We start from the raw sequence: 26,853 nt of genomic DNA, 5'->3' as shown, positions 1-26,853 counted from the left end.
ACAGGACGTCGGCCCGACGCGGGTGTTTCCCCACCCACGCCGGGCCGACGTCGTGCTGTCCGTACGGGTCAGTCGTTGCCCGCCCCGATTCCGCAGTCCGGTGCGGACCAGCTCGTCGTGTTCGAGCTGCGGTCGCTGTTGTTCTGTCGCCGCGAGTCGACGTGCACGTGGTCGTCGTGGTCGGGGTAGCCCGGCCCGTAGATCCCGCTGAAGCCGTTGTTGCGGGCACCACGGGCCACCTCGCACAGCGACGACGTCCGCGAGGTGACGTCGGCCGCGTTGCCGTACAGGTGCTGGCTGTCCGACGCGCCGCCGACCTGGTTGTTGCAGGCCCGGCTGCGGAACCCGCTCGTCACGTTGAGCGGCTTGTCGCCAAGGCTCTTGCGCAGCGCCTCCAGCTTCCACATGGTGTGCAGCGCGTTCTGTCGGGTCTGGGCCTCCGACAGCGGGCCGCCGCTGTACCCGCCCCGACCGCACCCGTCGTCCAGTTCGCTGTAGGTGAAATGCGCGGGCGTGCAGTCGTTGTCCTGGAGCTGGTACAGCTTGGCGTAGGTCTGCGGGCCGGCGATCCCGTCGGCGCGCAGCCCGTACGCCTGCTGGAACCGCTTGATCGCGGCGGCGGTCTTCGGTCCGTAGCGGCCGTCGAGCTCCACGATGTCCCGGTTGCCGGCCCAGCCGGCGACCCGGATCTGCAACTGGCGGACATCGTCGCCGGAGCGTCCCTGGTTCAGGGTGCGGTTCCAGGTGTAGCAGCCGTCCGCGTGCGCCGCCGGCGCGGCGATCACCGCGGCGATCGCTGCCCCGGGTAGCGCCAGGGCGAATGCGACGGCAGCCCGCTTCAAGGTGTTTACGCGCACAGAAGTCCTCCCGATAGGAGAGCGAATGGGGTGGGCTCCGGGACATCGACCGGGACGTCCCGTGATTTCCACCCTCGCACTGATCAGTGCCGTTGGCGGCAATTAACGAGAAATGTCCTCACGATTCGCGTTACCAGGGTCTTGGCTGGGAATTCGGCTGATTTGCGAAACAGCCATTCACCCCGATCACCCCGCACACGGGCTAACCACACCGAACGTCGCGATTTGCCACAGCGAGGGTGATGTTCCCCTGTCGTACTCGGGCGGTAACGTCAGCCCAGGGCGGCGGACTGGCGGAGGTGCACGTGGCACGCGGTGGCGTCTTCTGTGTCGAGGGCCAGTGGCACCGCGACCTCAACGAGCGGGGTTCCGTGCTGCCCACCCTCGAGCTGCTGGAACGGCTGGGCAAGATCCGCTTCATCCACAAGGACGCGGCGACCCGCGACGAGCTGTTCTATTTCCTGGACCGCTGGCTGCTCAAGCAGTACGCCGACCACCGGGTCGGCTTTTTCGCCATGCACGGCGAGCCGAGCCGGCTCTGCCTCACCGACTGGCAATCGGTGGAGTTGAACGAGGTGGCCGAGCTGATGGCCGGCCGCGCCGAGGGGCGCCGACTCTATTTCGGCAGTTGTTCGGTGCTGCGCGCCTCGGACGCGGTACTGCGCGAGTTTCTGGAGGTCACCGGCGCCGCGCTGATCTGCGGTTTTACCCGGGAAGTCGACTGGGTCGAATCGGCGGCCTTCGAAACCGTACTGCTCGACGTGCTGGCCAACGGCCAGCGACACAATGCCGCCGAGCTGCGAATGGGATCGGCGCACTGGGCGCCGCTCGCCTCGTACCTCGGTTTCCGCGTGATCTACGCCAACGGCCGGGCCTGGCGCCCGTCCGGCCGGCCCCGGGTGCCCGCCCAGGTGGTGCACCGCGCCGCCACCCGGCCCAGCTGACCCGCCGCCACCGATCGGCCGCCGCCCTGGTAGGAACGAGTGATGGCGCCCAGCATCGCGAAGAACACCCGGGTCGACCGGGACACCCTGCTCGACTTCCTTCGGCCGCGACACCGCGTCGTACTGATGACCACCCGGGCCGACGGCCGCCCGCAGTCCTCCCCGGTCTCCGCCGGCATCGACGGCCAGGGCCGGCTGGTCGTCTCCACCTACCCCGAGCGGGCCAAGGCGACCAACATCCGCCGCGACCCCCGGGTCTCGGCCTGCGTGCTCTCCGACGACTGGAACGGGCCCTGGGTGCAGCTCGACGGCACTGCCGAGGTGCTGGACCTGCCCGAGGCACTGGAGCCGCTGGTCGAGTACTTCCGGTGCATCTCCGGCGAGCACCCGGACTGGGACGACTACCGGGCGGCGATGGTGCGCCAGGGCAAGTCGCTGATCCGGGTCACCATCGACGCGTGGGGTCCGATCGCCACCGGCGGCTTCCCGGCCCGGCTCGCCGGCTGACCATGACTGGCCGGCCCCCGAGTCAGTACGCGGCGGTGAAGCGCGCGTTCTGGTGCCGAGGCTGCTCGATCTCGTCGACGATCGCCACCGCCAGGTCCTCGTAGGTCAGCACCGAGCGGCCCTGATCGTCGGTGACCGGCTGGTCGGTGCCGGTGCGGTAGTGCCCGGTGCGCTCGCCGGGGTGGAACTCCAGCGGCGGCGGGGAGACGTAGGTCCACGTCACCCCGTCGGCGGCGGTGCGGTAGTAGTCCAGGGCGTCGGCCTGGCCCAGCGCCGAGTCCCGGTACTGCGCCGGAAAGTCCGGCTCGTCCACGATGCGGGTGCCGCGCGGGGTGAGCAGGGTCGACCCGCCGCCCAGGTGGATGATCCGCGGCGCGGCCGGCATCCCCCGCAGCGTGGTCACCAGGTTCTCCGCCGCGTTCCGCCACAGCTCAGGTCCGCCGCCGCCGATCGCCACCACCAGCGCGTCCGCGTCCGGCGCCACCTCCCGGACGCTCCGCTCGCTGGTGGCGTCCCCGGTCACGACCCGTACCCCGGCGGGCAGGTACGAGGTGGCCTCCGGGCGGCGGACCGCGGCGATCACCCGGTGCCCCCGGCCGATCGCCTCGGCGGTGACCCGCGAACCAGCGGTGCCGCCCGCGCCAAACACGACGATGGTGCTCACCAGCCCAGGCTAGGGACCGGGCGCACCGCCCGTCGGTGGAACGGCGATCCCCGTCAGGCGACCAGGGCGGAGTAGACGAGCTGGCGCAGCTGGGAGCGCAACGGGTACGTGCTCGACGGCATCAACTGGGTGAAGAGGAGCGCGGTGATCTCCTCAGATGGGTCCACCCAGAACGCGGTGCTGGCCACCCCGCCCCAGTAGTACTCGCCGACACTGCTCGGCACCCGGCTGGGGATCGGGTCGTCGATCACCGCGAAGCCGAGGCCGAAGCCGACCCCGTCCAGGGTCGTCTCGGCGAAGCCGCCGGTGGACAGGGTGCCCAGGTCCTGACCCTCGGGCAGGTGGTTGCGGGTCATAAAGCGCACCGTGCGCGGCCCGAGCAGGCGGACCCCGTCCAGCTCGCCGCCGCGCAGCAGCATCTGCGTGAAGCGGTGGTAGTCGGCGGCGCTGGAGATCAGGCCGCCGCCGCCGGAGTGCAACACCGGCTTGCGGTACGCGAGCGAGCCGAGCCTGTCGTAGCGGACCGCCTGGCCGCTGCGCGGGTCCGGTGCGTAGAGCGCCGCCAGCCGCTCGGCCTCGTCGCCCTCGACCCACCACCGGGTGTCGGTCATGCCCAGCGGGCCGAAGATCCGGTCGGCGAAGAACGCGTCGAGGCTCTGCCCGGAGACCACCTCGACCAGCCGGCCGAGCACGTCGGTGGCGACCGAGTAGCCCCAGGCGGTGCCGGGCTGGAACAGCAGCGGCAGCTCGCCGAACGCCGCGCAGGCACCGGCCAGGTCGACGTCCGCTGGCGGGTACAGGTCGTAGCCGGCGGCCCGGTAGATCCCGTCGACCACCGAGGTCTGCATGAAGCCGTACGTCAGGCCGGCGGTGTGGGTGAGCAGGTGCCAGACCCGGATCGGCTCGATCGCCGGCACGGTGTACGGCTTGAGCGTCGACCCCTTCGAGTAGACCCGCAGGTCGGCGAACTCCGGCAGCCAGCGGCTGATCTCGTCGGTCAGCTCGAACCGGCCCTCTTCCCACAGCATCATCGCCGCGACCGAGGTGACCGGCTTGGTCATCGAATAGATCCGCCAGAGAGTGTCGGCCTCGACCGGAGCACCCGACTCCCGGTCCCGCAGCCCGTACGTCGAGGAGTGCGCCACCTCGCCGCGGCGGGTGACCACCACCTGCCAGCCGGCCAGCCGGCCGTCGTCGACGTACCCGCCGAAGTGTTCGTCGATCCGCGCCAGCCGCGCAGGGTCGAAGCCGATCTGATCGGGGTCCTTGCTCCGCGCCACACTCACGTCGCCGAACCTACTCGCCGGTTCGCCGGTACCGGAAGGGGCCGCCCCGGACCCGTGGTCGGTGGCCGGCACTAGCCTGGTCGGATGCCGGAGCTGACCGAGGACGTGACCTTCCGCCACGAGGACTGGTACGGCGAGGAGTTGACCGACCGGCACTTCGTGGGCTGCGAGTTCTTCCACGTGGACCTCACCGAGGCGGTGAGCCGCGGCGCGGTCTTCACCGGCTGCACGTTCGGCAACGTGCTGTTCAACGCCTCCCGGCACGTCGACTCCGCCTTCACCCGCTGCACCTTCAAGCGGTGCAACTTCTTCGAGGCCGAGTTCACCGGTTGCAAGATGGTCGGCAGCACCTTCACCCAGTGCGACCTGCGTCCGCTGACGGTCGCCGGCGGCGACTGGTCCTTCGTCGCGCTGCCCGGCGCGGACCTGCGCGGCGTCCGGCTCACCGATGTGCGGATGCGCGAGGCCGACCTGACCGGCGCCAACCTCACCGGCGCCACGCTGAGCAGCGTGGACCTCTCCGGTGCGCAGCTGCACAGCTCCCGGCTGGGCGGCGCCGACCTGCGCGGCAGCGACCTGACCGCGCTCGACCCGACGGTGGTCGAGCGGGCCGGTGCCATCATCGACGGCGAGCAGGCCGTGATCATCGCGCAGGCGCTCGGCTTCCAGATCGGCTGACGCGAGGGGTGCTCGCGGCGACCGACGTCCCCGGCCGAGCGTGCCCGTGCGTCCGATACTTCCGGTAACGGCTGGACACGCCCGCCCGTCCGGATCTAGCGTGTCGATCACGTCGGCGCAGACGTGAGACGGCCCACAGTGGACGGTGCGATCCGCACGGGTCGATGACGGCCGGGCGGCGGAGTTGGAGGGGTCGGTGGCGGACGAAGACCGCACGCGGGCGAATTCGCGGGGCGGGGACGAGTCCTCCGACCTACCGGCGCATCGACCGCGCGCCGTCACCATCAGGCAGACCCGCAGCGCGCTGCGCCGCCTCGCCCGTGCCCGGCGACGTCGGTTCTGGGCGGTGGAGGGGCTCGCCGTGCTCGTCTGCCTGGTGGTCCTGGTCACGTACCTCGGCACGCGATCCGATCCGGAGGCCGGCGACGAGCAGGCAGGTCGCCCGGACGGCGTACACGCCGGAGCCGTCGCCCGTTCCACCCGCCTCCCGGGTGCCGAGGGGCGCACCACCGAGACCGGGCCGGCGACGCCCGGCCTGCGCCCCCGGCAGCGTCCACCGTCGCCCGACCCGACGCCGTCGGTCAGTGCGTCGGTCCCGCCGGCGCCACCACCGGCAGCGGGATCGACGCTGTCGGTGAGCCAGGGTGAGATACCCGCCGAGGTCAACCTCACCGCCGTGGGCACCCGGGACTGGATGCACTGGGGGCTGAGCGGCGGCAAATCGACGGTCCGCAAGCGCGCCGGTTCCGGGGAGATCATCGACGGGGGCGGCGCAGGCACCCGGGTCGGCTGGGACGGCAACCAGGAAACCGTCCGCTGGTCCGACGGCACGCCGGAGCGGTCGGTGAGCGGCAGCGCGAACGGCGTCTACACCTGCGGGGCCGGCAACGGGTTCAGCCTCGCCGTCGCCGGCAGCGGCGAGCCACGCACGGTCCAGCTCTATGCCGGGACCTGGATGGCCCGCGGCCGGTTGGACGCGCGGTTGTCCACCGGTGGGCCGACCAGCACCGTGCGGCTGGAGGACCCGTACACCAGCCGAAGCGCCCAGTTCACGATCCGGTTCCGGCTGCCGAAGGGCGCCCGGCTGGTGCTGACCTGGACCGTCGAGAAGGTCTTCACGGAGCACTGCGGCAACGTCGGCCTCCAGGCCGTGGCGGTGCGCTGACCGGCCGCCGTCAGCACGGCGTTCGCCCTGCCGACGGCGGCTGGCGGCAGTAGCCTGGGCGCGAGTGCCACCGATCCGTAGGGAGCGCCGATGACGGCCAGCGAGCAGGTGGTGGACAGCCCTCAGGGCTGGGTCGCCGAGCACATCCAGCGGTACGTCGAGACCGGCGGCGCCGAGGGGCACGAGTGGCGGCCAGGCGTCTACACGCTGCTGCTGACCACCCGGGGTCGGCACAGCGGCAAGCTGCGGCGCACCGCGTTGATCTACGGCCGGGACGGTGACGGCTACCTGGTGGTCGGGTCGCAGGGCGGTGCCCCGAAGCACCCGGCCTGGTTCCTCAACCTGCTGGCGGAGCCGCAGGTCGAGGTGCAGGTCGGTGGGGAGACGTTCACCGCGCGGGCCCGCACCGCGACGGCGGAGGAGAAGCCGCGGATGTGGTCCACGATGGCGGCCATCTGGCCGGCGTACGACGACTACCAGGCCAAGACCGACCGGGAGATCCCGGTGGTGGTGTTGGAACGGGTCTGACCTGGCGTCTGTTGTCGCGCTCAAACCGCGGGACAGTTTGTCCGTCGGGCGGGGTCGAGGGGGACGTAACTTTCTGCTGTCCTCGTCCGACCATCCAGTGTGGAGGCAGCGCAGATGAGCGCCAGTACCGCCCACCGCGTCCGTCCTGCCGCCTCGTCAGGCGCCGGTGAAGCGTCCGGAGAGGTGCTCCGCGACATCCCCCTGCCGCCATACGTGACGGGCGAGGACGCCCAGTTCGCGGTGCGGGCTGTGGTGGTGCACGCGCCCCGGCGGTGGTCCGGCGGGATGGTCTGCCGCAACGACGCCAGCCCGCACCCGTGCCGGCTGCACCGCTGGGGCACCCGGGTGCTGTCACTGGGCGGCCTGCGGGCCGCCGAGATCGCCGCGCTCATCGAGCGCGGCGATCCGACGGCGGTGATCCCCGTACCGGACCGTCCAGCCTGACCGGCGGCTGGGGTACGCGCCGCGCCCCCCCGGCGGCCGGTCAGCAGGTGATCGGCTTGACCCAGGAGCACTCCACACCCTCCGGGGTCCGGGGCGTCTCCGGCACCGACGGCACTGCCATCCGCGCCGCGGTCGAGCCGTCCTCGCGGTACCCGGCCAGCGCCACGGCGATCTGATCCTCCAGCGCCTTGACCGACGCCGTCAGGTAGTTGTTCAGCAGGATGGAGAACGCCAACAGCCGGCCGTCCGCGCTGGTGACGTAGCCGGACAGGCCGGAGACTCCGGTCAGGCTGCCGGTCTTGGCGTGCACGTTGCCCGCGGCCGGGGTGCCGGCCATTCGGCTGCGCAGTGTGCCGCCGACGAACCGCTCGGGTTGCCCGGCGATCGGCAGCGCCGCGTACCAGGTGGCGAACCAGGGTTCGGCCCGGACAGCGGCCAACAGGTCGACGAACTCCGTCGCCGGCACCAGGTTGCGCCGGGACAGGCCCGATCCGTCGCGCTGGCGCAGCTTGCCGGTGTCCATCCCGGTGTCGGCGACGTACTCGCTGATCGCGGTGAGCCCCGCCGACCAGGTGCCCGAACCGGAGAGCACCCTGCCGATCTCCTTGGTCAACACCTCGGCGTGCCCATTGTTGGAGAGCTTGAGGAACGGCGTCATCAGCTCGCCCAGGGTCATCGAGTCGTGCCGGGCCACCGGGTGGGCCGCCTCGGGGGTGGGCTGGCCGAGAACGGTCCGGCCGAGCACCCGGACGCCGTGCCGGTGCAGCGCCGCCCGGAACACGTCGGCCGCGTAGCCGCTGGGCTCCCAGACGGTCACCCAGTCGCTGGCCGGCGCATCGCCGACCGCGATCTGTCCGCTCACCACGATGGTGTTGCCGCCGTGCTCGCGCTCGATCGAGATCGAGGTCTCGCCGTCGGCGACCGTCTCGGCCCGGTTGTCGATTCGGACGTAATCGGTGGGCGGGGTGGTGCTGACCACGGGCGGGGCGCCGGCCCGGCCGGCCGGGGCGGCGTGCACGATCACGGTGCCCGCGTCGTAGTCGGTGTCGGGCGCGACCGTCAGCGCGGAGATCTGGGCGGCGTAGTAGTAGGGCTCGTCGTCCCAGGTCCAGTCGGGGCCGAGTCGGGTGCGGTCGTAGCGGGAGTCGTCGGCGATCAGGGTGCCGGTCACCACCCGGACGCCGTCGGCGGCGACCTGCGCGGCGAGTGCGTCGTAGTCGGCCGCGAGCATGGTCGGGTCGCCCCCGCCGCGTAGGTACAGGTTGCCGGAGAGCAGCCCGCCGCGACGCTTGCCGGTGGTCCGTACGTCGGTGGTGAAGCGGTGCCCCGGGCCGAGCAGTTCCAGGGCGGCGGTCGAGGTCAGCAGCTTGGTGTTGGAGGCCGGGATCAGCCGACGGTCCCCGTTGCGGTCGTAGAGGGTCTGTCCCGTGCTGGTGTCGACCACCACCACCGAGGCCTGCGCGCCGGTGAGCCGGGTGTCGGCGAGGATCGTGTCGATGGTGGCGTTCAGTCGGGTCGTCGCGGGGGTGGGCGACTCGGCGGTGGCGCCGGGCGCTCCGGCGGTGGCCGCGGTGGCGACCAGCGCGAGCAGCGCGAGGGCCCTGGGAAAGTGACGACGATGCATGCGCTGATGCTGCCACGAAGGTATTCGCCGGAGAAGAGTCTCAGACGAAGGTTATTGCCAGTCGTGCTAGGTCGGCCGGCCGACCGACTTGTCGTGCCCGCCCCAGTAGTGCCGCTGCGCCCCCATGATCAGCGGTGCCACCAGCGCGGCGAGTGCCCCGCCGAGCAGGGGGAAGACGATGAACACCCAGAGCTGCCGCAGGGCCACGCCGCCCTCGAAGACCGCCGGGCCGAAGGCGCGGGCCGGGTTGACCGCGGCACCGGTCAGTGTCAAGCCGACCAGCTGGGTCGCGGCCAGGGCCAGTCCGATGGCGACCCCGGCGGTACCCGGATTCTCGCTACGACTGGTCACCACCAGGACGACCAGCACGAAGAGGAAGGTCAGTACGACCTCCAGCACGGCCGCGCCGCCCCGGTTGATGTGCGCGCCGTACCCGTTCGAGCCCAGCGCCCCGGACTGGTCCGCCACGTCACCCCAGCGGGTCAGTGCCCACAGCACGAAGGCGGCCACGGTCGCGCCGGCGAACTGCGCGATCCAGTAGGCCACCGCGCCGATCGCCGAGATCTTTCCGGAGAGCAGCACGCCGAGCGTCACCGCTGGGTTGACGTGACTGCCGGAGAGCGGGCCGATGGTGTAAACCAGGGCGAGCATGACGAACCCGAAGGCCAGCGCGACCACCACCACGCCGCCCTGGACCCGCGCGGCGACGGCGCTGCCCACCCCGAAGAAGACCAGCAGCAGGGTGCCGAGGAACTCGGCGGCGGCGCGGCGGGCATCTTCCATTCGTCCAGCCTAGGGATAATTTAGGCGCCTTCGTGTCGGATCGGTGGTCTGTGATCGGCGCGACGGCCGGCGGCGGGCACAGCGGCGGTACCCGCGGTGTTGCACCCGACGTGGACACCCACTTCGCCGACGTCGTGGTGATCGGTGCCGGCCAGGCCGGCCTGAGCGCTGGCTACCACCTGCGCCGTACGGGCTTCGCCCCGGGCAGCGGCTTTGTCATCCTCGACGGCGACGACGGCCCTGGCGGAGCCTGGCAGCATCGCTGGCCGACTCTGCGGATGGACCGGGTGCACGGCATCCACGACCTGCCCGGGCTGCCCTTCCCGCCCGCCGACCCGCTAGGGCCGGCGGCCGAGCAGGTCAGCGCCTACTTCGCCGAGTACGAGAAGGCCTTCGACCTGCCGGTCCAGCGGCCGGTGCGGGTCCGCGCGGTGCACTCCCGCCCGGACGGCCGGCTGGACGTACACACCGACGGCGACCAGTGGACGACGAGGGCCCTCATCAACGCGACCGGTACCTGGACCCGGCCGTTCTGGCCGCACTACCCGGGCCGGTCGTCGTTCCGGGGCCGGCAGCTGCACACCGCCGACTACCAGGGTCCGGCCGAGTTCGCCGGCCGGCGGGTGGTGGTGGTCGGCGGCGGCACCTCGGCGGTGCAACTGCTCGCCGAGGTCTCCACCGTCGCGGCCGCCACCACCTGGGTGACCCGTCGGCCGCCGGAGTTCCGGGACGAGGAGTTCGGCACCGAGCTGGGCCGGGCCGCGGTGGCCCGGGTGGACGTGGCGGTGCGCGCCGGGCGCCCGCCGGGCAGCGTGGTGGGCGTGACCGGGCTGCCGGTCACCCCGGAGATACGCCGGCTGCGCGAGCGCGGTGTGCTCGACCGGCTACCCGTCTTCGACCGGATCACGCCCGACGGGGTGGCCTGGGCCGACGGGCGGTTCGTGCCGGCGGACGTGATCCTCTGGTGCACCGGCTTCCGGGCCGCGCTCGACCACCTCGCCCCACTGGGGCTGCGCGGGCCGGGCGGCGGTATCACCATGGACGGCACCCGGGTGGCCGCCGACGAGCGGATCCACCTGGTCGGGTACGGCCCGTCGGCGAGCACGATCGGGGCCAACCGCGCCGGCCGCGCGGCGGTCAACGAGATTCGTGCGTGGCTCGCCCCGGTCGCCGCTCTCGACTGATCCGGCTCTATTTGACGGATCGCCCGGCAGCGGGCAACGTAGGTGATGACGGGGCCCGTCAGCTGCCCCGACGCGATGCGACGGCGACGACGTTCGCCCCTTCTGTCGCCTCCCACGTGTGCTCGTACGCGGACCGACTGTCCGGTCTGCGCGGTAACCGACCGCGAGCCGAGAATCCACGAGGAGTTCCGCCAATGCTCACCATGACCGACAACGCCGTGCTCGTCATCCGTGACCTCGCCAACCAACAGGACGTGGCCGAGGACGGTGGGGTGCGGATCGCCGCCGACACCGAGGCCGGATCGCTCACCGTGGAACTGGTGCCCGAGCCGGCGCAGGGCGACCGCGTGGTCGACAACCAGGGCGCCCGGATCTTCCTCGACGAGGACGCCGCCGAACTGCTCGGCGACGCCTCGGTGGACGCCACCGTCGACGACGAGGGCATCATCCAGTTCGGCTTCACCGAGAAGTAGCAGCCCGGCTCAACCGGCGCGGCGGGTCTCGCCGCCGCGCGGCTGTCGCAGCGATCGCCCGCGCTGCGGCGGGTCCGGCCTGGGCTGCGAACCCGGGGCGCTGCCGCCGGCCGGGCGCAACAGCGCGGTCAGCACGTGCGCCAGGTGGTGCGACGTGCTCCATGCCGCCCAGTTGGCGGCCGAGCCGGCACCGGCACCCCGTCGAGCCCGGCGCAGCAGCTCGTGGTCGCCCCAGGAGAAGGCCGCGCCGGTGCTCGGCCAGTGCGGCGCCGACACGAGCGTGCGACACAGGTCGGCGAACCGGTCGTCGCCCCGCCCGCCCCGCCGGGACCAGCGGTAGACCCACCAGCTCCCGTCGGCGGTGTAGCGCACGGTGGGCAGCCGGTCTCCGGGGTCACCCGATCCCGGCAGGGCCGGGCCGACGCCGTAGTCGCCGTAGCCGACCCCGGCGTCGGTCAGCCGCTGCCAGAGCTGCCAGTCCCAGCGGTCGAGCCGGACCGGCTCGTCGGTGGGCAGCCGGGACAGCGTCGGCGGCATTCCGCCCGCCGCCACCGTCACCGACCGCCAGGAGTGCCGGCGGGCCCAGTCCAGCAGCCGGCGTACCCGCGGCTCGGCCAGCCGCACGTCCGCCGGGCAGCACACGTCTCCGGCGTCGACCAGCAGGTCGCACTCCTCTGGCACCAGCCCGGTGAGCCGCCAGATCCGCTCGACGGCGGTGGTGCTCGCGGCCGGCCCGGCCCGGTCCTGACCGGCACGCAGCCGGACCAGCGCCCGCCGGGCGTACGTCCGCGCCGCCGCGCCGTGCGCGACCAGCCGCCGGTCGCTCTCGGCGAGCCCGACCACCGGCACCAGCGGTACGCCCCAGCGGGCCAGTTCCGTGTCGGGGCTGTCCGGGAGGCCGGTGACGTCGACGGCCGTCAGCAGTCCGGCCGGCATCCGGTGGAGAACGTCCATCGTGGACCGATCGACCGTGCCGACCTCCAGGATCGGGGCGAGCAGTGGGGCGGCCGCGGGGTCGAGGTGGCTCAACGCTTCCAGCTCGCCGCGCCGGCTGGCGAGGATGGGGCGGTAGACAGGTTCCGCCGCCCGGCCTCCGTGGGCGGGCACCATACGTCAAATCTAGCCAGGCATGCGCATATGTCACAGGCCGTCCAATCCAAAATCGGCTGCTCGGCTGTCGGCTCGGCGACTACGCTCGCCGGATGCTCACGCCGGCCCACCGCTACCGATCCGACGACGAGGACAGCGGGCGCTGGACGGGTTTCCCGTTCCGGGACGGCGACATCGTGATCAGCACCCGGTCCAAGAGCGGCACCACCTGGATGCAGATGATCTGTGCCCTGCTGGTGCTGGGCACCCCGGAGCTGCCGGCGCCGTTGACCCAGCTGTCACCGTGGCTGGACTGGCTGGTCGAGCCGAAGGACGAGGTGTACCGCCGGTTGGCCGCCCAGCCGCACCGACGGTTCATCAAGACTCACACCCCGCTGGACGGTGTGCCGCTCGACCCCCGGGTGCACTACGTGGTGGTGGCCCGGCACCCGCTGGACATGGCGGTGTCCCTCTACCACCAGGCCGGCAACCTGGACCGGGTGCGGCTGGCCGAGCTGACCGGTCAACCTGCGCCTGCCGGACCGCCGCTGGCGCGTCTGCCGGTATGGCAGTGGCTGCCGAGCTGGGTCGACCGGGAGGCCGACCCGCGCACCGAGCTGGATTCACTGGCCGGGGTGCTGTGGCACCTGAGCGACGCCTGGGCCCGTCGGCACGAGCCGAACGTCGAGCTGGTGCACTACGACGACCTGCGGGCCGATCTGGGCGGCCAGGTGCGTCGCCTCGCGGACCGGTGGGGCCTCACGGTGCCTGCCGAGCGCTGGCCCGAGCTGGTCGAGGCGGCTACCTTCGGCCGGATGCGGGAGCGCGCCGACCAGCTCGCCCCGGACACGCTCGGCGTGCTGCGCGACCGCCGGGCCTTCTTCCGCCAAGGTGGCTCGGGGCAGGGGCGGGACCTGCTGGATCCGGCCGGGCAGGCGCGCTACCGGGCGCGAACGGCCGCCCTCGCGCCGCCGGACCTGCTCGCCTGGCTGCACCGCGACGGCTGACCAGCCGGCCGGGGTGCACAGACGAGCGCACGGCGCCGCTTCGACCGTGGTCGGAACGTCGCCGCGCTCTGGCCGTCTCCCACCACCGCAGCCGTTCGGCGGTACGTCGGCGGGGACCTGGCTCGACCGGCCGCGTGCACCGGTCAACCTGTCGATCCCCGGTCGGGGCAGATCCAAACCTGCCCAGCGTGGGGAATTCCACCATCTGCGCGTCCCGGCGTGGCGCGCCCCTGAACCGGGTATGAGCGCGACATGGAGCATTTCACGATCGCAACCGTCGCCGAGAAGAGTCCGGACTTCCGCCGAGTGCTGTGGACCGGGGAGCACACCCAGTTGGTCGTCATGACCATTCCGCCGGGTGGAGAGATCGGCGAGGAGGTGCACGAGGGCATCGACCAGATCCTGACCTTTGTCAGCGGCGCCGGCGAGGCGCGGGTGGCCGGCGAGAAGCGGGAGGTCGTCGCGGGCGACCTTGTCGTGGTGCCGTCGGGCACGAAGCACAACTTCGTCAATACCGGCCCCAACCCGCTGGTGCTGTACACCGTCTACGGCCCGCCGGAGCACGCCGACCAGGCCGTGCACCGGACCAAGGAGGAGGCCGACAAGGCCGAGGAGGCCGGCGAGGACGAGCCGCCGACCGGCTGACGGAGCCGCTGGCGGCGGTCTGATCCGGGCCGATCCGGGTACCCGCGGCGGGTGGAGCAGCAGCCGGCGATCTCCGACTACGGGTTCCTCTCGGACTCCCGCTCCGGCGCGCTGGTCGGCAGGGACGGTTCGATCGACTGGTGGTGTCCGGACCGGTTCGACGGCCCGTCCGTGTTCGGGCGGTTGCTCGACCCGCGCGCCGGGCACTTCCGGTTGGCGCCGGTTGGCGCCGGCCGGCCCGGGTACCGGGTGGAGCGCGCGTACCGGCCGGACACGCTGGTGCTGCGCACGGTGCACCACACACCGCACGGCAGCGTGGCCGTCACCGACGCGCTCGCCGCCGAGATGGGTGCCCGCGCGCACGAACTGGGCAAGAACTCGCCGGCCGTGCTGATCCGGGTGGTCGAGGGGCTGTCCGGTCGGGTCCGGATGGCGTTGGACTTCGCGCCCCGGCCCGAGTACGGGCTGCTCACCCCGTACCTGCACAACCAGCCGGACGGCGGGGTGCTGGCCGGCGCCGGTCCGGTGGTGCTGGTGCTGCACGCGGGTGACCTGCCGCTGCGCGCCAGCCGGGACCGGGTGACCCACGAGTTCGAGGTCTCCGCCGGCCAGGTGGTCGGGTTGGACGTGGCGTTCGGCGAGACGTACGGCGCCCAGCCGGCTCGGCTGGACCCGGTGGCCGCGCTCGCCGAGACGACGCAGGCGTGGGAGGCGTACCGGGATGCGCACGGGTACGACGGCCGGTACCGGGATCTGGTCCGGCACAGCGCGACCGTGTTGACCGGCCTCACGTACGCCCGCAGTGGCGCGGTCGCCGCGGCGTTGACCACGTCGCTGCCGGAGCGGCTCGGCGGCGACCGCAACTACGACTACCGGTACTCCTGGCTGCGCGACTTCTCGATGACCTTGCGCGCCCTCTGGGTGGCGGCCTGCCCTACCGAGGCGGCCCGGCTGTTCGCCTGGGTGTCGCGCTCGATCGGCCGGGTCGGCGACGAGCCGGTGCCGGTGCTGTTCGGGCTGCGGGGGGAGCGGGACCTCAGCGAGCACGAGTGCACGCACCTGCGCGGCCACGTCGGCAGCGCGCCGGTCCGGATCGGCAACGACGCCTGGCGGCAGCGGCAGCTCGACGTGCCGGGGGAGGTGATGTCGGCGGTCTGGCGGCTGCGCGACTATCTCGGCACGACGTTCGACGGGGAGTTGCGGGAGATGGTGCTCGGCCTGACCGAGCAGGTGGCGAGCACCTGGCACCTGCCCGACCGGGGCATGTGGGAGACCCGGGACCGGGAACGGCACTACCTCTCCTCGAAGGTGCTCTGCTGGCTGACGATGGACCGGGCGGTGCGGCTCGCCGACCGGCTCGGCGAGCGGGCTGATCCACGTCGTTGGGCCGCGGTCCGCGACGAGATCCGCGGTGAGGTGCTCCGTCAGGGCTGGAACGACCGGTTGGGTGCGTTCACCGGGGCGTTCGGCTCGGCCGAGATGGACGCCTCGGCACTCTTCCTGCCGGTGGCGCACTTCCTGCCGGCCACCGACCCCCAGATGCGCTCCACCATCGCTGTGGTGGAGCGGGAACTCGGCACCGAGAACGGGCTGGTCCGGCGCTGGACGGACGACCCCGCGGGCTTCCTGCTCTGCTCGTTCTGGCTGGTGGAGTGCCTGGTGATGGCCGGCGAGCGGCGACGGGCCGAGGAGTTGTTCGAGCAGGTGGTGGAGCACGCGAACGATGTGGGTCTGTTCAGCGAGCAGATCGACCTGGTCACCGGTGCGCAGCTCGGCAACACCCCGCAGGCGCTGTCGCACATCGGCCTGATCAACGCGGCCTGGCGGCTGACCGAGCCGGACAGCTACTGACCGGGGTATGCCGGCGGGATCGACCGCGACGTGCCGCGTTGCCGTGCGGTGAATCCTGCAACAGACCTGCAAGCGCCAGGCATTGACGCTGATGCGTACGCGGTCCTAGCCTCGAAGAGACGGGAAAGCCCTTTCCCCAGGGTTTTGATCCCGCTTCACCCCGCTCCGGAAACCGGGCATCCGACGGGGCGCACCGATCCCAGGTCGTGGCATCACGCGGTGCCGACACGTCCTCGCCCGGACGGCCGGGGGATCGCCACCACATGCGTCAAGGAGGACAACTGTGCAGAAGAGACGACTCCCCGGCCGACGACCACTGCTGCTCGCGGTGGGCGCCGGCGCGACCGCGGCAGCCCTCGCGGCCGGCATGACCTCGGCCTTCGCGGCCACCGTCTTCACCGACGACTTCAACGACGGCAACGCCTCCGGCTGGTCCAAGTCCGGCGGCACCTGGGCCGTCGACGGCTCGGGCGTGTTCAACCAGTCCAACGCCGGCAGCGAACTGGCCCGGCAGTTCGCTGGCCAGACCAGCTGGACCGACTACGCCGTGCAGGCCCGGGTCAGGCCGGTGAGCTTCGGCTCGTCCACTGCCCTGGTCGGGCTGGCCGCACGGTCCACCAGCAGCACCAAGATGTACCGGCTGGCCCTGCTCGGCTCCGGTCGGGCCGAACTCCAGGCCGTCAACGGCAGTGCCATCACCGCGATCGGCTCCGCGTCGCTCGGCATCGGCACCGGCACCTGGTACACCCTGCGCATCGAGACCAGCGGCAGCACCATCCGGGGCTTCGTCAACGGCACCCAGATCGCCGCCGGCAGCAACAGTCTGGCCGGCGCCGGCCGGATCGGCCTGGTCACCGCGTACGCCAGTGGCAGCTTCGACGACGTGGCGGTCGACTCGGCCGGTGGCGGCACTCCGACCACCCCGCCGCCGAGCACCCCGCCGGGCCCGACCACCCCACCGCCGGCAGGCTGGCCGACGCCCACCGGCAGCCAGAAGGTGGACGCCACGATCCCGGTCTCCGGCACCTTCGACGGCGGGCTCAAGCGCTACTACGGCATCGGCGACGGCGGGCAGAGCGAGAGCCAGGACCCGATGTTCGAGCTGGCCGCCGGAGCCACCCTGCGCAACGTGATCATCGGTGCGCCAGCCGGTGACGGCGTGCACTGCGAGGGCAACTGCACCCTGATCAACGTCTGGTGGGAGGACGTGGGCGAGGACGCCGCCACCTTCCGCGGCGGCACCACGTACACCGTCGACGGAGGCGGCGCCCGGTCCGCCAGCGACAAGGTCTTCCAGCACAACGGCTCGGGCACCGTCTACATCAAGAACTTCCGGGTGGAGAACGCCGGGAAGCTCTACCGGGCCTGCGGCAACTGCTCCACCTCGTACCAGCGGCACGTGGTGATCGACAACGTGGTCGTCCGGGACACCGACGCGATCGCCGGCATCAACACCAACTGGGGCGACACCGCCCGGTTCAGCCGGATCACGATCGTCGACGACCCGGACCGGGACACCTCGATCTGCGTCAAGTACCGCGGCGTGCCGAAGGGCGACGAGCCGACCGAGATCGGCGAGGGCGCCGACGGTGTCAACTGCCTCTACGCACCGTCCGACATCACCTACCAGTAGGCCGGCCAGAGGGCACCCCGCGGACCGCGCGGTCCGCGGGGCACCCGCCGGTCTCAGGCCAGCACGGGTACGCCGGAGACGTCGACCGTCTCCGGATACTTCAGCCCGGCGCCGGTGTTGAGCACCACGACCCGCTCACCGGCCCGGATCCACCCGCCGGCGCGCAGTTGCCGCGCCGCGGTCAGGCAGGCCGCGCCCTCCGGGCAGAGCAGCAGCCCCTCCCGGGTGGCGAAGTCCCGCAGGTCTGCCAGGATGTCCGCGTCGTCGACGGCGACCGCGGTGCCGGCGGACGCCCGCAACGCGGCCAGGATCAGCTCGTCGCCCAGGGGCGCCGGCACGGTGATGCCGAACGCCACGGTGTGCGCGTCGGCCCACGGCTCGGCCCGCTCGTCGCCGGCGGCGAAGGCCCGCACGATCGGCGCGCAACCGCTCGACTGCACGGCCACCAGCCGGGGCAGCTTGTCGCCGATCCAACCCAGCTCGCGCATCTCGTGCAGCGCCTTGTGGATGCCGATCAGACCGACCCCGCCGCCCGTCGGGTAGATGATCACGTCGGGCGCCTGCCAGCCGAGCTGCTCGACGATCTCGTACCCCATCGTCTTCTTGCCCTCCAGCCGGTAGGGCTCGCGCAGCGTGCCGGCGTCGAAGATCGTGCCAGCGGACTCCGCGATCAGCTCGGCCACCCGCCGGCCGGCGTCGCTGATCAGCCCGTCGACGAGGCGCAGGTCGGCCCCGGCGGCAACGCACTCGTTCCGGCAGATGGTCGGCGCCGCCAGCGGCATGACGATCGTGGCACCCATCCCGGCCCGCGCCGCGTACGTCGCCCAGGCCGATCCGGCGTTGCCGTTGGTGGGCATCGCGATGCGCTCGACGCCCAGTTCGCGCGCTCGGCTCACGCCGACCGCCGCGCCACGCGCCTTGAACGAGCCGGTCGGGATCAACCCCTCGTCCTTGACCATCAGGTCCGTGATGCCGATCTCGGCGCCGTACGCGGGCGCGCGCAGCAGCGGCGTCCAGCCCTCGCCGAGTGTGGTGATGTGCCGCGGGTCGGCGACCGGCAGCAGCTCCCGGTAACGCCACAGGTCGGCCGGGCGCAGCGGGAAGCGCTCCGGGGTGACCGCCTTCGCCACCGCCGGCAGGTCGTAGCGGGCCAGCAGTGGGGAGCCGCACTCGCAGAGGTTCTGCAACCGGTCGGCGGCGTACTCCCGGCCGCAGCGCGGGCAGTCCAGGTGGGTCAGGTACACGTCGCTCCTCGCCGTCAGACCGCGTCGATGCTCAGCCAGCGTCGGCTGCCCCGGCCCGGCTCGTAGACCGAGTCCAGCCGCTTGGCGATCACGCCGGGCAGGCCTTGCTCCCGCCCGGTGCGCAGCGCCTCGTCGCCGGCGCCCGGAAACCACGGCGGAGTCTGCCAGTGCGTACCGGTCAATGCCAGCCCATCGAGCAGCTCCCGGCGTTGCGCGTACGGCACGTCGACGCTGCTCACGCCCTCCAACCACAGCAGGTCGACGAGCAGGTACTGGGCGCCCGCCGGAACCCGACCGCTGCTGGCCGGACGGGCCGGGCGGACCCGGCCGGCGCCGTCGATGCGGACCAGTACCCCGTCCAGCACCGCCTCCGTCGGCGCCAGCGCCTCGGCCAGCGCGCGCAACCACGGGTACCCGGCGGTGATCTCCTCGTCGGTCTCGGAGAGCAGCCGGAGCCGGCCGCCGGAGACGTACGCCATCGCCCGGACCCCGTCCCAGCGCAGCTCGTACCCCCACGCGGCGCTGTCCCGGGGGAGCCCGGCGGCGGGCGTGGGGTGCATCGGGCGGACCAGTTCGGGCATCGGCGTCCAGCCGGGCGGAGCCGGGTCGGTGCGCCGAACCATCCAGTCCCGCCCGCCGGTCGCGAAGAGCGCGTAGCGGCCGGCGGTCCGCTCACCGGAGAGCGTCACGATCACCTCGTCGTCGCGCCACCTCTCGCAGTGGTAGGTGCCCCGGTCGTGGATGACCATCTGGCCACCGCCGTACTCGCCGGCGGGGATCTCACCGGAGAAGTCGAGGTACTCCATCGGGTGGTCCTCGGTGTGTACGGCGAGGTGGTTGCGGCCCGGGTCGCGGGGCAGGCCGCGCGGCACCGCCCAGGAGGCCAGCACTCCCTCGTGCTCCAGCCGCAGGTCCCAGTGCAGGCTGCGGGCGTGGTGCTGCTGGATGACGAAGCGGGCGTTGCCGTCGTCGGGGCCGGCCGCAGTCGGGCTCCGCTCCGGCACCGGCTCGGGCGTGCGGGCCGCGTCCCGTCGGCGCCGGTACTCCTCCAGCCGGTCCGTCACACCCGCATTCTCCGGCAAACCGGACCGTTGCGCTGGACACCGGAGTGTCCGGTTCGCTCGCCGGCCGGGTCCGCGGCGGGGTAGAACGGTCCTCATGGACCACACCGACCAGCCCACCGTCCTGCTCCCCGGTGAAGTGCGGATGCCCCTGCTCGGGTTCGGCACCTGGAAGGCCACCGGCCAGGCCGGCTACGACGCGGTGCTGGCCGCGCTCGACACCGGCTACCGGCACCTCGACACCGCCACCATGTACGGCAACGAGCGGGAGGTCGGCCGGGCGGTGAAGGAGAGCGGGCTGCGCCGGGAGGACGTCTTCATCACCACCAAGGTTCCGCCGAACCGGGTGGGCCGGGAGCGGGAGACGCTGGAGGCCAGTCTGGAGGCGCTCGGCGTCGACCAGGTGGACCTCTGGTTGATCCACTGGCCGCCGTCGCCCACCGACAGCATCCCGATGTGGCGGGAGCTGTTGGCCGCCCGGGACGAGAACCTGACCCGGTCGGTCGGGGTCAGCAACTACAGCACCCCGGAGATCGACGAGCTGATCCAGGCGACCGAGGAGAACCCGGCGGTCAACCAGATCCGGTGGAGCCCGGCGCTGTACGACCGGCAGCGGCACGCCGAGCACCGGGACCGGGGCGTGGTGCTGGAGGGGTACAGCCCGTTCAAGACCAGCGACCTCAGCCACCCCGTGCTGACCAGGATCGCCGGTGCGCACGGCGTCTCGCCCGCGCAGGTGGTGCTGCGCTGGCACATCGACCACGAGATCGTGGTGATCCCGAAGTCGGTGACCCCGGAGCGGATCACCGCCAACTTCGACGTCTTCCACTTCTCGTTGACCGCGGAGGAGATGCGCGACATCAATGCGCTCGGCGGCGCCTGACGGCGCTCCCGCTGCCAAATTCCTTCAGTGACCGGCTCGTTGATGAAGGGTATCGACATCGACGCTCGTGACGGTATAGCGTGCCCGTCATCACGTTCGTCGATGTGTTTGAACCCGTCGTCGCTGGAGGATTTTCATGGCCCGGTCACCATCCATTCGTCTGCGCCGCCGCGGGATGCTCGGCATCCCCGCCCTGGTGGCCGTCGCGCTGACCACCGTCGCTCGGCCCACCCCGGCGAGCGCCGCGCCGAAGGTCGAGTGCCTGGCTGACCTTCTCGGAGCGTCCTGATGGCCACGATTCCCTGGCTCGTGGACGTGCTGCGCGCCGCCGGGGTCCAGGTCGTCGTCGAAGGTGACTGGCTCAACCGGATGCGGCCGGGATCCTTCGACCCGATCGGGGTGCTCTGGCACCACACCGCCGCGACCTCCAGCGCCAGCAACCCGCACCCGGCGCTCAACATCTGCATCAACGGCCGGTCGGATCTGGCCGGCCCGCTCTGCCAGGCGCTCGTCGACTACAACGGGGTCTTCCACGTCATCTCGGCCGGCCGGTGCAACCACGCCGGGGCCAGCGGCGGCAGTGGGCCGATCCCGGCCGGAGACGGCAACACCCTGATGATCGGGTGGGAGATCGACTACAACGGCGTCAACCAGCAGATGACCTCCGCGCAGTACAACGCGTCGATCGCCGCCACCGCCGCCGTGCTCACCCGGCTGGGCAGGGACAGCAGCTACGCCCGGGGGCACCGGGAGACCAGCACCAGCGGCAAGATCGACCCGTCCTTCATCGACCTGAACGTGATGCGCGCCGACGTGGCGGCGAAGATGTCCGGCGGCAACCCCCCGGCGTGGTCCTCCATCGTGGACAACACCACCGCTGGCCGGTTCACCGCCAGCGCCAACTGGGGCGTATCGACGTACTCCGCGCAGCGGTACGGCGCCGACTACCGGTACGCGGAACCCGTCGCGTCCAGCGACGCCGCGTGGTACAAGTTCAACGTCCCGGCCACCGCCAACTACCGTGTCGACGCCTGGTGGCCGGCGACCTCCGGCTACAACAGCGCCACCCCGTACATCGTCGCCACCAGCACCGGCAACCGGACGATCATCGTCGACCAACGGGCCACCGGCGGGCAGTGGCGGTCCCTCGGCACGTTCACGCTTCCGGCCGGGGACGCCAACCGGGTGGCGGTGAGCCGGTGGAGCAGCGCCGCCGGCCTGGTCATCGCCGACGCCGTCCGGCTCACCCGGGTCTGACCCCGTCGTGGTGCGACGATGTGCGGTGAACCTGAACGACCTCGGCCCCGAGACGCAGCTACGGCTGATTGATCGCATGCTGGCTCTGATCGGGGAGTTCTCCGAAGCTGGTGAAGTCTCGCGCGGGTAGGGCAAGGGAGTGCGGGTGAGCAGTGGGGGGCGTGACCGGATGGTCACGCCCCCACTGCCAGTTGGCTACCGCTCAGGAGCGGGAGCAGGTCACGCCGTTGAGGGTGAAGCTCGTCGGCGACGAGTACGCCCCGCTCAGCGTCCCCTGGTACCCGAAACTGGCCGTGCCGCCCGGCGCGAGCGTGCCGTTCCAGTTCAGGTTCCGCGCGGTCACCGTCGACCCGCTCTGGTTCACCGTGGCGTTCCAGGCGCTGGTGACCTGCTGCCCGCTCGGCAGCGCGTAACTCAGCGTCCAGCCGTTGACCGTGCTGGACCCGGTGTTGGTGATCTGGACGTCGGCCGTGAAGCCGTTGTTCCACGAGTTCGGCGTGTACTTTACCGCGCATCCGGCGCCACCCGGCGGCGGCGTGGTCGGGGGCGGGGTGGTCGGCGGCGGAGTCGTCGGGGGCGGCGTGGTGGGCGGTGGGCCGCCACCATTGACGGCGGCGGAGAACGAGGTCACCGCCAGACCGGCACCGCCCTGCCAGGGCTCGAAGCCGGCCTGGATGCTGGTCAGGTACCAGCTGTTGGTGATCGCGCCCCGGTTGCGGACGTCGGTGATGAAGTCGAGCACGCTGAAGTTCAGGCTGGTGATCGGCGACGGCGCGACGTACGAGATGACGTTGTTGCCGCCGTTGTTGCCCCGCCAGACCTCCCAGGTCCGGCCGGCCAGGGTGGTCGTGCCGACCGGTGAGCCGATGGGCTGGATCGAGCCCTGCCGGTTGAGCCAGATCATGATCTCCATCTGGTTCACCCCGTCCCGCTTGGGCGTCGGGTCCAGCCAGATGTCGTACGAGGCGTTGTAGGTCGCGCCGCTGACGTACCGGTAGTTGATGCTGCTGGTGGCGCTGCTGATCTGGCTCACCTGGATCGGCAGGTTCGTGCCGGGGGAGCAGTTGGTGTAGTGACAACCGAAGAACACCGAGGGGTACGCGGTGGGCGCGCCGTTGGTCGGGTTGCTGCCGTTCTGCGTGGTGATCTCGAAGCCGGTGTCGGTGACGTTGATGCACTGCTGGGCGGTGGTGCCCCACCGGTTGTTCTGCACCACGTACCGGCTCTGGATGACGGTCGAGCCGTACTGCTCACAGATCTGGGTGTCGGCGGAGGCGTTGCCGCCGAGGGCCACGGCGACGATCGAGCCGCCGAGCAGCAGGCCGGCGGCGACCAGGGCCCGAAGTGGACGTTTCATGACGCTCCTTGACTGCGGCGCGTGCCGGGCGCCGAAATGAGGTCGGGGCAGGTACGGGAGCGCTCCCACGCTTGATGACACATTTACATGTCTGATAGTGGTGCGCAACCGTACGCGTCAAACTGGTGAAATGTGAGGATTGCCACGCCCGCGCCGGACGGTCGCCAGCGGACGTCCAGCTAAGCGGCGGGAGTCGCCGACGAGCGACTCCGGGCGGGCCAAATGGGCCCTGGTGTGCGCCGATAGCGCCGAGTAGCGTGTTGCCTCCAACGCGTGCCGCATCCCCTCCGGAGGCGTACACCACCATGGGTGGCTCCCCCCTGCGCATCCTCGTCGTCGGCGCGGGCATTGCCGGCCTGGCCGTGGCCCGGGCGCTACGCCTGGCGGGCTTCCGGCCCGACGTCACCGACAAGCTGCCGCCGGGGGAGTCCACCGAGACCGGCCTCTACCTGCCGGGCAACGCGGCCCGCGCGCTGCACCGGCTGGACCTGCACGACCCGGTACGCCCACTCGGGCAGGTGATCCGCCGGCAGCGCTTCTTCGACGCCGCTGGCGCGCCGCTCTGCGAAGTCGACCTCGACACCCTCTGGGCCAGCGTCGGCGAGTGCCGGGCGCTGCCCCGGGCGGACCTGCACCGGGTGCTGCTCAGCGGAGCCGGCGGCGCCGTCCGGCACGGCGCCGAGGTCCGCACCCTGGACCTGCTCCCGGGCGGGGTCGGGGTCACCTTCACCGACGGCACCAGCACCGAGTACGACCTGGTCATCGGCGCCGACGGGCCGCGCTCCTCGGTCCGCGCGCTGGCCTCGCTCGGCGGGCCGCCCCGACCCGTCGGGCAGGTGGTCTACCGGGCCGTGTTGCGCGACGGTCCGCCGGTCAGCGAGTGGACCGCCCTGCTCGGTCAGCGCTCCGGGTTCCTGATGGTGCCGATCGGCGCCGGTCGGCTGCACTGCTACGCCGATGAGGCCGGCACCGAAGCGCCGGCCAACCCGCTGGCCCGGCTGCGCGAACTCTTCGCCGACTACCGCGGCCCGGTCCCCGAGGTGCTCGCGGCGCTCGACGGGGTGCACGTCGGGATCACCGACGAGGTGGAGCTGGGGCGCTGGCACCGGGGGAGGGTGCTGCTGGTTGGCGACGCCGCGCACGCCACCGCGCCGACACTGTCCCAGGGTGCGGCCATGGCGCTGGAGGACGCGGTGGTGCTGGCCGAGTCGCTGCGCGCTGCCGGCAGCGTGGAGGCGGCCCTGGTCGCGTACGAGAGTCGCCGCCGTCCGCGTACCCGCTGGGTGCGGGACCGGACCCGGGACCGCAACCGGACCAGGGACGTGCCGCCAGCGCTGCGCGACCCGCTATTGCGCGGACGGGGCGGTCGGATCTTCGGAGAGCACTACCGCTTGCTGGTCGGGCCGCTGTAGATCGTGTCCCGCCACCCCACGCGGCGCTCCGACCTGCCGGGGACTATTCTTCCTGCGGATAACGGCCCGCCGATAACCAGCGTGTGCCGAGCGGGACAACCGAGAACCGGAGGCCACTCGTGACCACCGTCGCACCCAAGCTGGTCGTGACCCGGCCCTGGCCGGTCCGGGAGCCGGTCAAGGGGTCGGCCATCGCGCGGCTGCTTCGTACTACGGACGCGAAGCAAATCGGGATCATGTACATGGTCACCGCGTTCGTGTTCTTCATGATCGGTGGCCTGATGGCCCTGGTCATGCGGGCTGAGCTGGCGCGACCCGGGATGCAGTTCCTGTCGCCCGAGCAGTACAACCAGCTCTTCACCATGCACGGCACGATCATGTTGCTGTTCTTCGCGACGCCGGTCGTGTTCGCGTTCGCCAACTACGTCGTGCCGCTGCAGATCGGTGCACCCGACGTCTCCTTCCCGCGGCTGAACAGCTTCGCCTACTGGCTGTTCCTGTTCGGCGGGACGATGGCGACCGCCGGCTTCCTCACCCCGGGCGGTGCCGCCGACTTCGGTTGGACCGCGTACACGCCGCTGAGCAGCGTCGAGCACTCGCCCGGCGTCGGCGCCAACATGTGGGTGATGGGGCTGGCCATCTCCGGCCTCGGCTCGATCCTCGGTGCGGTCAACCTGATCACGACGATCCTGACCCTGCGCGCGCCGGGCATGACCATGTTCCGGATGCCGATCTTCACCTGGAACATGCTGGTCACCAGCCTCCTGGTGATCCTGGTCTTCCCGCTGCTGGCCGCCGCGCTGTTCGCGCTCGCCGCGGACCGCCTCCTCGGCGCCCACGTGTACGACCCGGCGACCGGTGGGCCGATGCTCTGGCAGCACCTGTTCTGGTTCTTCGGGCACCCCGAGGTCTACATCATCGCGCTGCCGTTCTTCGGCATCATCAGCGAGGTCATCCCGGTCTTCTCCCGCAAGCCGATCTTCGGCTACAAGGGGCTGGTCGCCGCGACCATCGCGATCGCCGCGCTCTCGATGAGCGTCTGGGCGCACCACATGTTCGCGACCGGCCAGGTGCTGCTGCCGTTCTTCAGCTTCCTGAGCTACCTGATCGCCGTGCCCACCGGTATGAAGTTCTTCAACTGGATCGGCACCCTGTGGCGGGGGCAGATCAGCTTCGAGACGCCGATGCTGTTCGCGATCGGCTTCCTGGTCACCTTCCTCTTCGGTGGTCTCACCGGCGTGCTGCTGGCCAGCCCGCCGCTCGACTTCCACGTGCACGACTCGTACTTCGTGGTGGCGCACTTCCACTACGTGCTCTTCGGCACCATCGTGTTCGCGGTCTTCGCCGGCATCTACTTCTGGTTCCCGAAGATGTTCGGCCGGATGCTCGACGAGCGCCTGGGCAAGGTGCACTTCTGGCTCACCATGATCGGCTTCCACACCACCTTCCTGGTGCAGCACTGGCTCGGCAACGAGGGCATGCCCCGTCGGTACGCCGACTACCTGCCTAGCGATGGCTTCACCACGCTGAACATGGTCTCCACGATCGGCGCGTTCATCACCGGTATCTCCACGCTGCCGTTCATCTACAACTGCTGGAAGTCGTACAAGACCGGCCCGGTGGTCGAGGTGAACGACCCGTGGGGTTACGGCAACTCGCTGGAGTGGGCGACCAGCAGCCCGCCGCCGCTGCGCAACTTCGACCGGATGCCCCGGATCCGCTCCGAGCGCCCGGCGTTCGACATGAAGTTCCCGGAGCTGGCCGCCGGCGGCCAGAGCCTGGCCGGCCCGCCGGAGGGTGGCGCCAAGCCGCTCACCAGCGAGTCGGACGGCGGGGCCAGCTACCGCGAGGACACCGCCAGCGACATCGATCGGCACTGACGCTCAGCTCAGCAGCCGTACGACGGGCGCCGCCCCCGGGACCACCGGGAGCGGCGCCCGTCGCCATGTCCGGCCACCGTCAGACCCGCGCTCGCCTCATGCCCGGCCCGACCCGCCCGGCCCGACTGGCTTGGCGCGGCTGCCCGGCCGGCGTGGCTCGGCTCGGCGTGGCTGGCGCGGTTCGGTTCGTTCGGCTTGGCTGCCCGGCTGGCGCAGCGCGGATCGGCGCAGCGCGGTTCGGTTCGGTTCGGCTCGGTTCGGTTCCGAGTCGGCTCAGCTAGCGCAGCCGGCCGGCGGCTCAGCTCGGCCCGCGCTTCCGCCCGGCCTGGCTCGCTCGGCTTGCTTCGGTTCGGTCTGCGCTTCCGCCCGGCCCCGGGGTCGTCCGTCCCGGCTGTCC

26 protein-coding genes are annotated in these 26,853 nt (G+C 71.7%); 17 read left to right on the top strand and 9 right to left on the bottom strand.

Annotation, left to right across the window (positions count from 1 at the left end; all coding sequences use genetic code 11):
• Positions 1–68 precede the first annotated feature (68 nt).
• Positions 69–857: a D-Ala-D-Ala carboxypeptidase family metallohydrolase gene (locus ABZV00_RS25470; protein ID WP_355610248.1), complete on the bottom strand. Its 789-nt coding sequence runs from the start codon at positions 855–857 to the stop codon at positions 69–71.
• A 305-nt stretch (positions 858–1,162) separates the two neighbouring features.
• Between ABZV00_RS25470 and ABZV00_RS25465 the strand changes: the two genes are divergently transcribed.
• The gene (locus ABZV00_RS25465) at positions 1,163–1,801 is read left to right on the top strand and encodes a hypothetical protein (RefSeq protein WP_328424052.1); all 639 of its coding nucleotides are present in this window, start codon (positions 1,163–1,165) and stop codon (positions 1,799–1,801) included.
• 42 nt (positions 1,802–1,843) lie between these two features.
• Entirely contained in the window at positions 1,844–2,308 is a 465-nt protein-coding gene (locus ABZV00_RS25460; protein WP_328424054.1) for a PPOX class F420-dependent oxidoreductase, read from the top strand.
• 22 nt (positions 2,309–2,330) lie between these two features.
• On the opposite strand, the gene ABZV00_RS25455 is transcribed toward ABZV00_RS25460, so the two are convergent.
• Together ABZV00_RS25455 and ABZV00_RS25450 are read right to left on the bottom strand one after the other, a co-directional pair.
• Positions 2,331–2,972, bottom strand: a complete 642-nt coding sequence (locus ABZV00_RS25455; protein WP_355610245.1) for an NAD(P)H-binding protein — start codon at positions 2,970–2,972, stop codon at positions 2,331–2,333.
• Positions 2,973–3,025: 53 nt separating this feature from the next.
• Complete coding sequence (locus tag ABZV00_RS25450; RefSeq protein WP_355610243.1) at positions 3,026–4,258, bottom strand: serine hydrolase domain-containing protein; 1,233 nt, start codon at positions 4,256–4,258, stop codon at positions 3,026–3,028.
• A gap of 84 nt (positions 4,259–4,342) precedes the next feature.
• Here ABZV00_RS25450 and ABZV00_RS25445 point away from each other — a divergent pair, with 84 nt between their 5' ends.
• From ABZV00_RS25445 to ABZV00_RS25430, 4 genes are all read left to right on the top strand, one after another.
• Positions 4,343–4,936 (top strand): pentapeptide repeat-containing protein, encoded by a 594-nt coding sequence (locus ABZV00_RS25445; RefSeq protein WP_328424062.1) that lies wholly within the window; start codon positions 4,343–4,345, stop codon positions 4,934–4,936.
• Between the two features lie 196 nt (positions 4,937–5,132).
• Positions 5,133–6,101: a hypothetical protein gene (locus ABZV00_RS25440; protein ID WP_355610241.1), complete on the top strand. Its 969-nt coding sequence runs from the start codon at positions 5,133–5,135 to the stop codon at positions 6,099–6,101.
• A gap of 90 nt (positions 6,102–6,191) precedes the next feature.
• Positions 6,192–6,629, top strand: a complete 438-nt coding sequence (locus tag ABZV00_RS25435; RefSeq protein WP_355610239.1) for a nitroreductase family deazaflavin-dependent oxidoreductase — start codon at positions 6,192–6,194, stop codon at positions 6,627–6,629.
• A 114-nt stretch (positions 6,630–6,743) separates the two neighbouring features.
• The gene (locus tag ABZV00_RS25430) at positions 6,744–7,073 is read left to right on the top strand and encodes a hypothetical protein (protein ID WP_355610238.1); all 330 of its coding nucleotides are present in this window, start codon (positions 6,744–6,746) and stop codon (positions 7,071–7,073) included.
• A 40-nt stretch (positions 7,074–7,113) separates the two neighbouring features.
• Here the strand turns inward: ABZV00_RS25430 and dacB are convergent, their stop codons facing one another.
• Positions 7,114–8,697, bottom strand: coding sequence for a D-alanyl-D-alanine carboxypeptidase/D-alanyl-D-alanine-endopeptidase (gene dacB / locus ABZV00_RS25425; protein WP_355610236.1), 1,584 nt, complete (start codon positions 8,695–8,697; stop codon positions 7,114–7,116).
• A gap of 66 nt (positions 8,698–8,763) precedes the next feature.
• Entirely contained in the window at positions 8,764–9,480 is a 717-nt protein-coding gene (locus ABZV00_RS25420; RefSeq protein WP_355610234.1) for an aquaporin, read from the bottom strand.
• 110 nt (positions 9,481–9,590) lie between these two features.
• Here ABZV00_RS25420 and ABZV00_RS25415 point away from each other — a divergent pair, with 110 nt between their 5' ends.
• Positions 9,591–10,664, top strand: coding sequence for an NAD(P)-binding domain-containing protein (locus ABZV00_RS25415; RefSeq protein WP_355610232.1), 1,074 nt, complete (start codon positions 9,591–9,593; stop codon positions 10,662–10,664).
• 194 nt (positions 10,665–10,858) lie between these two features.
• Positions 10,859–11,137, top strand: a complete 279-nt coding sequence (locus tag ABZV00_RS25410; protein WP_328424075.1) for an adhesin — start codon at positions 10,859–10,861, stop codon at positions 11,135–11,137.
• Positions 11,138–11,146: 9 nt separating this feature from the next.
• Here ABZV00_RS25410 and ABZV00_RS25405 read toward each other — a convergent pair whose 3' ends face one another.
• Positions 11,147–12,247, bottom strand: coding sequence for a hypothetical protein (locus ABZV00_RS25405; protein ID WP_355610230.1), 1,101 nt, complete (start codon positions 12,245–12,247; stop codon positions 11,147–11,149).
• A gap of 92 nt (positions 12,248–12,339) precedes the next feature.
• Here ABZV00_RS25405 and ABZV00_RS25400 point away from each other — a divergent pair, with 92 nt between their 5' ends.
• The 4 genes from ABZV00_RS25400 to ABZV00_RS25385 all read left to right on the top strand — a co-directional run bounded on the left by ABZV00_RS25400 (position 12,340) and on the right by ABZV00_RS25385 (position 17,362).
• Positions 12,340–13,233: a sulfotransferase domain-containing protein gene (locus tag ABZV00_RS25400; RefSeq protein WP_355610228.1), complete on the top strand. Its 894-nt coding sequence runs from the start codon at positions 12,340–12,342 to the stop codon at positions 13,231–13,233.
• A gap of 252 nt (positions 13,234–13,485) precedes the next feature.
• Positions 13,486–13,878: a cupin domain-containing protein gene (locus ABZV00_RS25395; RefSeq protein WP_355610226.1), complete on the top strand. Its 393-nt coding sequence runs from the start codon at positions 13,486–13,488 to the stop codon at positions 13,876–13,878.
• 51 nt (positions 13,879–13,929) lie between these two features.
• The gene (locus tag ABZV00_RS25390; protein WP_355610224.1) at positions 13,930–15,729 is read left to right on the top strand and encodes a glycoside hydrolase family 15 protein; all 1,800 of its coding nucleotides are present in this window, start codon (positions 13,930–13,932) and stop codon (positions 15,727–15,729) included.
• A gap of 283 nt (positions 15,730–16,012) precedes the next feature.
• Complete coding sequence (locus tag ABZV00_RS25385) at positions 16,013–17,362, top strand: pectate lyase (RefSeq protein WP_355610222.1); 1,350 nt, start codon at positions 16,013–16,015, stop codon at positions 17,360–17,362.
• A gap of 53 nt (positions 17,363–17,415) precedes the next feature.
• On the opposite strand, the gene ABZV00_RS25380 is transcribed toward ABZV00_RS25385, so the two are convergent.
• Both ABZV00_RS25380 and ABZV00_RS25375 read right to left on the bottom strand, forming a co-directional pair.
• The gene (locus ABZV00_RS25380) at positions 17,416–18,606 is read right to left on the bottom strand and encodes a threonine synthase (protein WP_355610220.1); all 1,191 of its coding nucleotides are present in this window, start codon (positions 18,604–18,606) and stop codon (positions 17,416–17,418) included.
• A 14-nt stretch (positions 18,607–18,620) separates the two neighbouring features.
• Positions 18,621–19,670: a DNA polymerase ligase N-terminal domain-containing protein gene (locus tag ABZV00_RS25375; protein ID WP_355610218.1), complete on the bottom strand. Its 1,050-nt coding sequence runs from the start codon at positions 19,668–19,670 to the stop codon at positions 18,621–18,623.
• Between the two features lie 94 nt (positions 19,671–19,764).
• Between ABZV00_RS25375 and ABZV00_RS25370 the strand changes: the two genes are divergently transcribed.
• The 3 genes from ABZV00_RS25370 (at position 19,765) to ABZV00_RS25360 (ending at position 21,807) form a co-directional block, all read left to right on the top strand.
• Positions 19,765–20,550 (top strand): aldo/keto reductase, encoded by a 786-nt coding sequence (locus ABZV00_RS25370; protein WP_355610216.1) that lies wholly within the window; start codon positions 19,765–19,767, stop codon positions 20,548–20,550.
• Positions 20,551–20,686: 136 nt separating this feature from the next.
• Entirely contained in the window at positions 20,687–20,839 is a 153-nt protein-coding gene (locus tag ABZV00_RS25365) for a hypothetical protein (RefSeq protein WP_328424093.1), read from the top strand.
• Complete coding sequence (locus tag ABZV00_RS25360) at positions 20,839–21,807, top strand: N-acetylmuramoyl-L-alanine amidase (RefSeq protein ID WP_355610213.1); 969 nt, start codon at positions 20,839–20,841, stop codon at positions 21,805–21,807. The genes ABZV00_RS25365 and ABZV00_RS25360 overlap by 1 nt, the downstream gene beginning before the upstream one ends.
• Before the next feature lie 202 nt (positions 21,808–22,009).
• Here ABZV00_RS25360 and ABZV00_RS25355 read toward each other — a convergent pair whose 3' ends face one another.
• Positions 22,010–23,164, bottom strand: coding sequence for a cellulose binding domain-containing protein (locus tag ABZV00_RS25355; protein WP_355610211.1), 1,155 nt, complete (start codon positions 23,162–23,164; stop codon positions 22,010–22,012).
• A 305-nt stretch (positions 23,165–23,469) separates the two neighbouring features.
• Between ABZV00_RS25355 and ABZV00_RS25350 the strand changes: the two genes are divergently transcribed.
• Both ABZV00_RS25350 and ctaD read left to right on the top strand, forming a co-directional pair.
• On the top strand, positions 23,470–24,576 hold the full coding sequence (locus ABZV00_RS25350) for an FAD-dependent monooxygenase (RefSeq protein WP_355610209.1): 1,107 nt from the start codon (positions 23,470–23,472) through the stop codon (positions 24,574–24,576).
• Positions 24,577–24,695: 119 nt separating this feature from the next.
• The gene (gene ctaD / locus ABZV00_RS25345) at positions 24,696–26,456 is read left to right on the top strand and encodes a cytochrome c oxidase subunit I (protein ID WP_355610207.1); all 1,761 of its coding nucleotides are present in this window, start codon (positions 24,696–24,698) and stop codon (positions 26,454–26,456) included.
• Positions 26,457–26,853: the final 397 nt, after the last annotated feature.

Source organism: Micromonospora sp. NPDC005173 (assembly GCF_040608515.1).
In the GTDB taxonomy this organism is placed as follows: Bacteria; Actinomycetota; Actinomycetes; order Mycobacteriales; family Micromonosporaceae; genus Micromonospora.
Note: the sequence above shows the minus strand (reverse complement) of the source record. Positions and strands in the feature narration are given on the sequence as shown.